Consider the following 10564-nt stretch of genomic DNA (forward strand, 5'->3'; position numbering starts at 1 on the left):
AAATTTTATACATTTCTCTTGACAGGGCTTTCATTTAGATGTACAATGTATGTGTAGAAAAATTATATATAAAAATCTTACACATTAGAAAAGGAGGTTCCCCATGTACTTTCCAACATCCTCTGCCTTGATTGAATTTCTCATCTTGGCTGTACTGGAGCAGGATGATTCTTATGGTTATGAGATTAGCCAAACCATTAAGCTGATCGCTAATATCAAAGAATCTACACTCTATCCCATTCTCAAAAAATTGGAGGGCAATAGCTTTCTGACAACCTATTCTAGAGAGTTCCAAGGTCGCATGCGCAAATACTACTCCTTGACAAATGGTGGTATAGAACAGCTCGTGACCCTAAAAGATGAATGGGCACTTTATACAGACACCATCAATGGCATCATAGAAGGGAGTATCCGCCATGACAAGAACTGAATACCTGACTCAGCTAGAACTCTATCTCAAAAAACTGCCTCAGGCTGACCAAATTGAAGCCATGGACTATTTCAGGGAACTCTTTGACGATGCTGGAGTCGAAGGAGAAGAAGAACTCATCGCTAGCTTGGGAACTCCCAAAGAAGCGGCCCACGAAGTTCTCTCCAATCTTCTCGATAAAAAAATCAATGAAGCACCCGCTCAAAAGAATAACCGACAAATTTTGCATATCGCCTTGTTAGCTCTCCTTGCAGCACCCATCGGCATTCCTCTGGGAATCGCCATCCTCGTAGCTCTGTTCGGAATCCTTGTGGCTGCTTTGACTGTCATTCTGGCTTTCTTTGCGGTTTCCATACTAGGTATCATCGGCGGATTCCTATTTTTAGTTGAAAGTTTTACTGTCTTAGCCCAAGCTAAATCAGCCTTTATCTTGATTTTCGGTTCTGGTTTACTGGCTATCGGTGCTTCTTCACTAGTCTTACTAGGTATTTCCTATGTAGCCCGCTTCTTCGGCCTACTCATTATTCGCCTGGTGCAATTTGTTCTCAAAAAAGGAAAGAGAGGTGACCAGCATGCGTAAATTGACAAAAGGATTTCTCATTTTTGGTGTGGTGACTACTATTATCGGATTTATCCTGCTCTTTGTAGGTATCCAATCTGACGGGATCAAGAGCCTACTTGCCATGTCCAAGGAACCTGTCTACGATAGTCGGATGGAAGAGCTGACCTTTGGCAAGGAAGTCGAAAACCTAGAAATTACTCTCCACCAACACGCGCTAACCATCACAGACTCTTTCGATGATCAAATCCACATTTCTTACCATCCATCTATTTCTGCTAACCATGATCTTGTCACAAATCAAAACGACAAAACTCTGAGCCTAACGGATAAAAAACTGTCTGAAACTCCATATCTCTCTTCAGGAATTGGCGGGATTCTCCATGTCGCAAGTAGCTACTCTCGTCGTTTTGAAGAAGTTATTCTACAAGTTCCAAAAGGAAGAAGTCTAAAAGGGATCAACGTGTCAGCCAATCGTGGACAAACCACCATCATAAATGCTAGCCTTGAAAATGCGACTATCAATACCAATAATGGCTATCTCCTAAGAATCACAGAGAGTCGAATCAAAAACAGCAAACTCACAACCCCAAATATCATTAATATCTTTGATACAGAGCTGACAGATAGTCAGCTTGAGTCAACAGAAAATCACTTCTACGTTGACAATATTAAAGTATATGGTAAGGTAGAACTAACTTCTAAAAATGAACTTAGTATCACGCTAACTCAAAAAGAAAGCCAAGAAATCAACTTAGACCTCTCAAGTCACTATGGTCCTATTTATCAGTTATCGAAAGACGAGAGTCAACGCCACCCCAACGAATTGAGTAACCCTTACAAAACTGAAAAAACTGATACAAAAGGTCAACTCATAGCTAAGGCTGATGATTATATTAGTCTTGAAATTACAGCAAACAGACCTTAACAAACCTATTTATATCGACCACTATAACGCATAGCCCACTAAAAAGGAGGTTCTACCATGAAACAAGAATGGTTTGAAAGTAATGATTTTGTTAAATCACCAAATGAAAACAAATCAGAAGATTTATCACAAAAAATGATAGATAAAACTGAAGAAACGATAGCCGATCTCGATACACCAATTGAAAAAAATACTCAAGTAGAGGAGGAAGTCTCTCAAGCTAAAGTCGAACTGGAAAACCAGCAAGAAGAGAAAATTGAAACGCCTGAAGACAGTGAAGCAAGAACAGAAATAGAAGAAAAGAAAGCATTAGATTCTACTGAAGAAGAGCAAGATCTTTCTGGGGAAACAGAAAAAGTCACTAAAGCTGAAGAGAGTCAAGAAGCACTTCCGCAGCAAAAACCAACCACGAAAGAGCCCCTTCTTATCAGTCAATCCTTAGAAAGTCCTTATATTCCCGACCAAGCTCCAAAATCTACGGATAAATGGAAAGAGCAAGTACTTGATTTTTGGTCTTGGCTAGTGGAGGCTCTCAAATCTCCTACAAGCAAGCTTGAAACAAGTAGCACACACAGCTACACAGCCTTTCTCTTGCTCATTCTGTTTTCTGCGTCTTCCTTTTTCTTTAGTATCTACCACATCAAACAAGCCTACTATGGACATATAGCAACTATGCATAATCACTTCCCTGAACAATTTGCTTCATTGAATCTCTTTTCGATTATCTCTATCCTAGTAGCAACAACACTCTTCTTCTTTTCATTCCTCTTGGGTAGTTTCGTCGTGAGACGATTTATCTATCAAGAAAAGGACTGGACGCTAGAAAAGGTTCTCCAACAATATAGTCAACTCTTGGCAATTCCAATCTTCCTCACTGCTATTGCTAGTTTCTTTGCCTTCTTTGATAGCCTACGATTTACAGCTCTCCTGTGTGTGATTAGCATTGGAATCATTCTGCTTGCCAGTCTCCATATCATTACAAGACCAAGTCAATCAAGTGAAACCGACTCCTTCTATCAATTATTCTTGTCTGTCCTTGTGAACGGAGTCATTATCCTCCTCTTCTTTGTAGCTGAAGTGGCACTGATTGGGGATTATCTCCGTATCTTAGCCTTTATTTAAACTTCATACTCTTCGAAAATCCCTTCAAACCACGTCAGCTTCGCCTTACCGTAGATATATGTTCCTGACTTTGTCAGTCTTATCTACAACCTCAAAACAGTGTTTTGAGCAGCCTGCGGCTAGCTTCCTAGTTTGCTCTTTGATTTTCATTGAGTAGCAATCCTGTCTTCCATGGCAGGATTTTTCTATGCCAAAAAAGCAAGTCACTTGACCTGCTTCTGCTTTACTCTTCTTGTGCTAATGCTTTAAAATCTTTGTCTAGGATGGGTTGTACTTCTAATTGATTGGCATCTAGTTGGTGGTAAGATGCTGATGGTAGAGACTCTAAGAATTTTGCATAGTCCAAGCGGGCAATTGCTTCATAGTCTTCTGGTTTTGAGCCGTCTCCTGATATTTTTACTAGATCAATTTCCCAGACAAGCTCTTTTCCTACCAACTGCTCAACATAAGGCGCTGGAATCACAGGTTCTTTTGGCAAAATAGTCTTTACGCCCTGAGCTAGGTGGTAGATACCATGAACCTTACCTTCTCCATCTGGATAAAATTTAGCGCTGGCAGGATATGCATCAGACCCTTGAACTTTTTTGACTAATGCTTCAAAACGTGACAAACCATCTTCTTTTAAGAAGCTTTCTAAATCCTTCTTGTCAAAGTAAACAGGTGATAGAATTCCTTGGCAGAAGCCCAAACGAGCACCCTTATCCGCCAAATAAGTTTTAACAGTTTCTTGGAAATAGTTTTCCAAGTCAAAGTCTGCCAATCCTTCAACTTCTTCACCAACCTTGCTAGATAAGGCTTGCAAGAGAGCTTCTACAATCTCCCAGTCAGCTCTGGTAATCAAGTCAGGAATGATTACTTGATAGCCTTTTTGAGAGTCTAGGTAGCGAACTTTAAAGAGAAACTGAGATCTGCCCACGATTCCGCACTCAATATACTCGAGACGGTTAAGAGGCTGACGGAGATAGACAGCATCATAGCTATGTGACTCCAAACCATCTACCAAGGCCAAGACGGACTTGGCAGTCAAAATCTCTTGTTCTCCTAAAATGCTCTGTTTATTTGGAATAAAAAATGTTTTCGTCATAACTGGACTCCTTTGAAATCGTTTACATATAGTATACCCTATTTTCCTGAAAGATACAGAAACAAACTTTAGATTTTTTAGTAAAAAGCATAGAAAAACAGCCCCTAAGGACTGTTTAATCTTATACAGTAGCTGCTGCTTGATCCAAGCTTTCACCGATAGCGGCTAGGCGCTCGACAACTTCAGCTTGTGTCAATTCATGTTCTGAAACATAGCGGTTACGTGGGTGAACACGGCACTCGTGTGAGCATCCACGAAGGTACTTGTCTTCATTTTCTTCTGATGTCAAGATACGACGGTTACAGAATGGATTTCCACAGTTGACATAACGTTCACATGGTGTTCCATCAAACCAGTCTTTCCCTACGATAGTTGGGTTAACATGATTGACATCGACTGCGATACGCTCGTCAAAGACGTACATTTTCCCATCCCAAAGCTCGCCTTGAACTTCTGGGTCTTTTCCGTAAGTTGCGATTCCTCCGTGCAATTGGCCGACATCTTTGTAGCCTTCACGGACCATCCAGCCTGAGAATTTCTCACAGCGAACGCCACCTGTACAGTAAACCACGACACGCTTATCCATGAATTTTTCCTTGTTATCACGAACCCATTGTGGTAACTCACGGAAGTTGCGGATGTCTGGGCGGATGGCCCCACGGAAGTGTCCTAGATCGTACTCGTAATCGTTACGTGTGTCAAGGACAACGGTATCTTCGTCAAGAAGGGCTTCTTTGAACTCTTTTGGAGACAAGTAAGCACCTGTTGTTTCAAGTGGGTTGATGTCGTTGTCAAAGTCGTTGTCTTCCAAACCAAGGTGGACAATCTCTTTCTTATAGCGAACAAACATCTTCTTGAAGGCTTGTTCATTTTCTTCGTCAATCTTGAACCAGAGGTCTTCCATGCCTGGGAGGCTGTGAACGTAGTCCATGTATTTTTGAGTTGTTTCATAATCCCCTGAAACTGTTCCGTTAATTCCCTCGTCAGCGACTAGGATACGACCTTTAAGGCCGATTGATTTACAGAAAGCCAAGTGGTCTGCAGCAAATTGCTCTGCATTTTCAATTGGAGTGTAAAGGTAGTAAAGTAAGACACGAATATCTTTTGCCATAAGATTTGTTCTCTTTTCTATTCTTAAATTTTCAGAATTTTTCATCTAACTATACTAGTATACCTGCTTGAGAAAGCGAATGCAATTTATTTGACTGGAAAATGAAAACAAGACCTGTTTTCAGGTCTTGTTAAGCGTCATACTCTGAATAATCTACACCGTCAATCCACCCTTGAACAATACGGATCAATCGCACTATAATTTTACCCAAGAATCCATAAAAGATACCTGCAAACCACATAGTACCTGCGCAACAAACACACATAAACGAAAATAGCAACCATTCATAAGTTGTTTTATATGTTAGCAAGAACACGAACCCACCAATGATAGCTCCACCCCAAAAAATATTCGTCAGTACGTCTGACGTGATGAAGGTAAAGAACCACCAGATAGGCAACGTTCCATAATACCAAATTTTAGATAAAATCTCTCTCATATCATTTGCTCCAATCTTTCTTAATCGGCTTGTTAGCAACAATAGAGTTGTGACTAGATTTCTTGTAGTTGTCTCCTGAACGCTTCACGCTTACAGCTAAAAATCCTGCAATAGTTGAATCAATAAATTTCCCTAACATAATAGTACCTCTTTTCTTAAAAAACTCTTTCTTAACTTTACGCCATCATTAAATCACAAAAACAACCTCCTTAAAACAAACAATTATTATTACTTAATTATACCATTTTACCCAAACACCCTGTGTAAAAAAGTCAGCAAAAATGGTAATGTTGCGAAAATATTATTGATCACATGCACCGCATAGGAAGGATAAATGCTCCTGGTATAGCGGGTCAAACTAGCAAAGATGATGCCAGATGTTGCAAAGACGAAGATATCTAACAAACTAGGCAGGCTTGAAAAATGAGGAAGAGCAAATAAAATTGACGGAAGAAGCAAATCAAGGCCAAATCTCGAATGCTTAAAAAAAGCGTGTTGCAGTAATCCTCTATAGATTAGCTCTTCCATAAGTGGAGTCAGAAAGAACAAAGTTATATAGATACCTAGCTCAGCAAAGTTAGTCTCACTATAACCTATCAATACAGCCCAACCTTCAGCAGTTGATTGAACATGTTTAGCTGTCTGAACGTTAAAAGAGATCTGGAGCACTACCACTAATACTGTCAAAATCGAATACCAAAGCCATTTTTTTCTTGGAATGTGAAAGAGATAACCATGACCTGTCTTAACCAGAATCCAAATCATGACTCCGCTAAATAGCACACTCAAGATATTTCGAATCCAGAAAAAATTTCCTATCTGAGAAGAAAATTGCCAATAATTTTGGACAATAAGCGTCAGCTGAGAAAGACCAAATACGAAAAATAAGTAAGAGAAGACTGCACTTATTTTGAATAGAAGTTGATACTTCTTCATATGAACTCTCCTTTGTAAACTCGAGACATCTCTAATATAAGCTATATTTTCCTAAATCCTTACTCCAAATCCAAAATGGTACTTGAGATTTCCTGAATGGTTAAATAGTGATAAAAAACATGGATATCTATGATCTCTCGTTTCAAAAAATCACTGCCTCCCCCAGATAAGCCTGAGGAAAACAGTGATTCAGTTTTTAGGAGTTAGGAATGAATACACGAAATCAATTGATTTTATGATTTTTTGTTTTTCAAGAATTCATCGTATTGTTTTTGCATTTCGTTCAATACTTTATCGTAGGCACCTTCAGATTTCAATTTTTCCATCAATTCTGGAATAGCTTTATCTGGGTCTACAGTACCAGTGTTGATAGCTGTATCGAATTGTTGCATTGTGTTAGAGATTGCTGAGATTTCAGATTTCACATTGTCAGTGTTAAAGATGAATCCAAGTGCTGGAGATTCTTTAGCTTCAGCCAATTGTTTCTTAGAATCTTCGATTTGTTGGTCTGTAACGTTTTCGTTGATGTAAAGAATCCAGTTGTTACCAGTGTTCCATCCACCCATGTGAGTGTTTCCTTTGTAGCCATCAAGGACTTTAACACGGTTTTCTTTACCTGCAATTTTTTCCCAGTTCTTGCCTTCTGGACCGTATACAAGACCATTCAAGAGTTCTGGGTTAGTGTTCAAGAGGTTCAACACTTCCATTGATTTTTCTTTGTTCTTAGAGTTGTTTGAGATAACAAAGTTAGCAACTTGTGTTGTTTGGTTTTTCTTGATGAAGTTAGTGATTGGTTTAATTTGAATGTCTTTGTTTGCAACACGTGAAAGCAAGCTGTTACCGTAGTCAGCTGGTCCTACTGTTTCTTCACGAACGAACCAAGTATCTTGTTGAAGGTCAAATGAAGTATCGCTTGTTGCTACGTCTTTTGGAATGTATCCAGCTTCATAGAATTTGTGAAGAGTCTTCAAGTGTTCTTTAAAGCGAGGCACTTCGTAACGGTTTACGATCTTAGTAGTGTCCCCTTCAAGGTCGATAACGAATGGAAGTCCGTTTGGAACTGGGTAGTCAAAGTTATCAGATGGGATGAAGTTCTTAGTAACCGCAAATGGCACTACATCTGGAGCTTTTTCTTTGATTTGTTTCAAGACTGGTTCAAGTGTTTCATATGAAGTGACACCTGAAATATCGATACCGTATTTAGCAAGAAGAGTTCCGTTGAAGGCGAAGTTTTGAGATGACGCAACGTTGGCTGCAACTGGAACAGCGTAAATTTTACCGTTTACAGTATTACCCTTGATGTAAGCTGGGTCAAGTGCTTTATAAAGCTCTGCCCCTTCTTTCTTATACAAGTCAGTCAAGTCAGCATAGGCACCTTTTTGAGCATTTACAACATAGTTAGATGCAAAGGCGATATCGTAGTTTTCACCAGATGATGTGATAACTGACATTTTCTTATCATAGTCACCCCATCCAAGATATTGGATATCCAATTTAGCACCAACTTTTTCACCGATGATTTTGTTAGCATTTTCTAGCAATTCATCTAAGTTATCTGGTTTGTCACCGATTTGGTACATTTTGATAACAGTTTTTTCACCTGAAGCTGAGTCAGCAGCTTTTTTACTGTTACCTGAAAGGTTTCCACAAGCAGCGAGACCAGCAGCCAAAGCGACTACGCTAGCAGATGCAAAAGCATATTTTTTCCAGTTTTTCATGACAAAAACTCCTTTTTTTATTTTTAAACTTATAAACAATGTAATGATCTTAACTTCACACAAGGGAAGTTGGGAACTGAGAAATGATTTTTCTCAACAAGCACTATTCTTTCACGCCACCGATAGTCAAACCTTTTACAAAGTAGCGTTGGAAGAATGGATACAAAATCGCGATTGGGAGGGTTGCCACCACAACCATGGCCATACGTCCTGTTTCTTTCGGTAGAGCAACTCCCAGTTGACCAGATAGGCCGACTGCTTTGGCGATGTAGTCCATATTTTGCTGGATTTGCATGAGCAAATATTGCAATGGATACAAGTTGTCACTCTTGATATAAAGAAGGGCGTTGAACCAGTCATTCCAGAAACCAAGAGCTGTCAAGAGCGTGATGGTTGCGATACCTGGTAGTGACAATGGCAAACAGATTTGGAAGAAGATCCGGGCCTCACTAGCACCATCGATACGAGCGGATTCTAGAATGGCTTCTGGAATGGTCTTCTTGAAGAAGGAACGCATCAAGATGATGTTAAATGGTGAGAGAAGCATTGGAACAATCAAGGCCCAAACTGTATCACCAAGTTGAAGTAAACGAGTTACCACGATATAGCCCGGTACCAAACCCGCGTTGAACAACATACTAAGAAGGGCAAAGATTGTAAAGAATCTGCGATACTTAAAGGTTGTCCGTGAGATGGCGTAGGCATAGGTTGTTGTGATAAAAACGTTTGTGATAGTCCCCACCACTGTTACAAAGACTGAGATGAAGAGGGCTTGGAGGATTTTATCCTTAAACTGTGCCAAAAATTCAAAACCGTCTAATCCAAATTGAGATGGGAAGAAGCTATATCCATTTTGGAGGATACTCTTTTCATCTGTCACCGAAATAACGATAACGAATACAAAGGGTAGGATACAAGAGAGGGCAACCAAACCAGAAATGGTACTAAAGAAGATATCTGCTTTCTTACTGAAGGAGTGAATGCCGACATTATCAATTTTTTCTTTTTTAATTTTCTTTTCTGCCATATTCTCCTCCTTTCTAGAACAAAGCTGAGTTTGGATCAACTCGTCTTGCAAGTAAGTTTGATAGGATAACCAGAATCAAGCCGACAACTGATTGGTAGAGACCTGCTGCTGAAGCCATCCCGATATCCGCTGTCTGAGTCAAACCGTTATAAACATATACATCCAAAACGTTGGTTACGTTATAAAGCTGACCAGCATTGTGGGGGATTTGGTAGAAAAGACCAAAGTCTGCACGGAAGATATTTCCGACTGCAAGGATGGTCAATACGGTTACCAATGGTGTCAACTGTGGAATAGTTACATTGCGAATTCGTTGCCATTTGCTGGCCCCGTCCACTGTCGCTGCTTCGTAGTAGGTTGGATCAATTCCCATGATTGTCGCATAGTACATGACACTGCTATATCCAAAGCCTTTCCAAATACCAAGGAAAAGTAGGAGATAAGGCCAAATACCCAAGTCAGCGTAGAAATTGATTTCCTTCATTCCGATAGATTCTAGGAAATGGTTGAACACACCTTTATCAATGTTTAGGAAGGCATCTGTAAAGAAACTGATGATAACCCAAGACAAGAAGTAAGGGAACAACATGGAAGTTTGGAAGATCTTAACCATTCTCTTAGAACGGAGTTCACTGAGGATGATGGCAATCCCTACAGATACAATCAAACCGATAAAGATAAAGCCGAGATTGTAGAGGACAGTATTTCGAGTGATGATAAAGGCGTCTTTTGAACTAAACAAGAATCTGAAATTATCGAGTCCGACCCATTTACTATTCACGATACTATCTATAAATCCATTACTGGTCATGTGGTAGTCTTTAAAGGCAACCACGTTCCCAAATACTGGAATGTAGAAGAATAGAATCAACCAGAGTGCCCCTGGCAAAACCATCAAGAGAAAGATCCAATTGTCTCTCAAGGTTTTTGAAAACTTATTCATAATTTCCTCCCTTTTTTATTTTGATATCCATCTAAAAATTCCTTTTTAGACTTTTGATAACGATTACATTATTAGTATACTCCTATTTGAAGGTTAGGTTAAACTACTAATTATAGAAAAAACTCCACAAATTATTTTATGTGGAGTACTTGTTTAAGAAAGGGATGTTTCACGAGAAACACTCTGCTCAAGGCAAGGTGTTCTTGTTTTTATACTCAATGAAAATCAAAGATCAAACTAGGAAGCTAGCCGCAGGTTGCTCAAAAC

The 10564-nt window shown here is 39.5% G+C and carries 12 protein-coding genes; 4 read left to right on the top strand and 8 right to left on the bottom strand.

Annotated features, from left to right (window positions below; translation table 11 throughout):
• Nucleotides 1–103: 103 nt before the first annotated feature.
• The 4 genes from HMPREF2628_RS01290 to HMPREF2628_RS01305 are packed head-to-tail and all read left to right on the top strand — an operon-like array spanning nt 104 to nt 3039.
• Nucleotides 104–430: a PadR family transcriptional regulator gene (locus HMPREF2628_RS01290; protein WP_000273858.1), complete on the top strand. Its 327-nt coding sequence runs from the start codon at nt 104–106 to the stop codon at nt 428–430.
• The gene (locus HMPREF2628_RS01295; RefSeq protein ID WP_070842101.1) at nt 417–1010 is read left to right on the top strand and encodes a DUF1700 domain-containing protein; all 594 of its coding nucleotides are present in this window, start codon (nt 417–419) and stop codon (nt 1008–1010) included. The genes HMPREF2628_RS01290 and HMPREF2628_RS01295 overlap by 14 nt, the downstream gene beginning before the upstream one ends.
• Nucleotides 1003–1917, top strand: a complete 915-nt coding sequence (locus HMPREF2628_RS01300; RefSeq protein WP_070842102.1) for a DUF4097 family beta strand repeat-containing protein — start codon at nt 1003–1005, stop codon at nt 1915–1917. Before HMPREF2628_RS01295 ends, HMPREF2628_RS01300 begins: the two co-directional genes overlap by 8 nt.
• 57 nt (nt 1918–1974) lie before the next feature.
• Complete coding sequence (locus HMPREF2628_RS01305; protein ID WP_070842103.1) at nt 1975–3039, top strand: DUF6574 domain-containing protein; 1065 nt, start codon at nt 1975–1977, stop codon at nt 3037–3039.
• A 223-nt stretch (nt 3040–3262) separates the two neighbouring features.
• Here HMPREF2628_RS01305 and HMPREF2628_RS01310 read toward each other — a convergent pair whose 3' ends face one another.
• The 8 genes from HMPREF2628_RS01310 to HMPREF2628_RS01340 all read right to left on the bottom strand — a co-directional run bounded on the left by HMPREF2628_RS01310 (nt 3263) and on the right by HMPREF2628_RS01340 (nt 10297).
• Complete coding sequence (locus HMPREF2628_RS01310; RefSeq protein ID WP_070842104.1) at nt 3263–4123, bottom strand: DUF4299 family protein; 861 nt, start codon at nt 4121–4123, stop codon at nt 3263–3265.
• 121 nt (nt 4124–4244) lie between these two features.
• Entirely contained in the window at nt 4245–5234 is a 990-nt protein-coding gene (locus tag HMPREF2628_RS01315; protein WP_070842105.1) for an oxygen-dependent tRNA uridine(34) hydroxylase TrhO, read from the bottom strand.
• A 130-nt stretch (nt 5235–5364) separates the two neighbouring features.
• Nucleotides 5365–5673 carry a hypothetical protein gene (locus tag HMPREF2628_RS01320; RefSeq protein WP_070842106.1) on the bottom strand — a complete coding sequence of 103 codons (309 nt, stop codon included), beginning with the start codon at nt 5671–5673 and terminating at the stop codon, nt 5365–5367.
• A 1-nt stretch (nt 5674) separates the two neighbouring features.
• Entirely contained in the window at nt 5675–5812 is a 138-nt protein-coding gene (locus HMPREF2628_RS10860; RefSeq protein ID WP_180364260.1) for a hypothetical protein, read from the bottom strand.
• Between the two features lie 107 nt (nt 5813–5919).
• Nucleotides 5920–6609 carry a CPBP family intramembrane glutamic endopeptidase gene (locus HMPREF2628_RS01325; RefSeq protein ID WP_070842107.1) on the bottom strand — a complete coding sequence of 230 codons (690 nt, stop codon included), beginning with the start codon at nt 6607–6609 and terminating at the stop codon, nt 5920–5922.
• A gap of 233 nt (nt 6610–6842) precedes the next feature.
• Nucleotides 6843–8327 (bottom strand): ABC transporter substrate-binding protein, encoded by a 1485-nt coding sequence (locus tag HMPREF2628_RS01330; RefSeq protein WP_070842108.1) that lies wholly within the window; start codon nt 8325–8327, stop codon nt 6843–6845.
• A 103-nt stretch (nt 8328–8430) separates the two neighbouring features.
• The gene (locus HMPREF2628_RS01335) at nt 8431–9354 is read right to left on the bottom strand and encodes a carbohydrate ABC transporter permease (protein WP_000818353.1); all 924 of its coding nucleotides are present in this window, start codon (nt 9352–9354) and stop codon (nt 8431–8433) included.
• A gap of 13 nt (nt 9355–9367) precedes the next feature.
• Nucleotides 9368–10297, bottom strand: a complete 930-nt coding sequence (locus HMPREF2628_RS01340; protein WP_001032152.1) for an ABC transporter permease — start codon at nt 10295–10297, stop codon at nt 9368–9370.
• Between the last annotated feature and the right edge of the window lie 267 nt (nt 10298–10564).

The organism is Streptococcus sp. HMSC063B03, assembly GCF_001836965.1.
In the GTDB taxonomy this organism is placed as follows: Bacteria; Bacillota; Bacilli; order Lactobacillales; family Streptococcaceae; genus Streptococcus; species Streptococcus pneumoniae_F.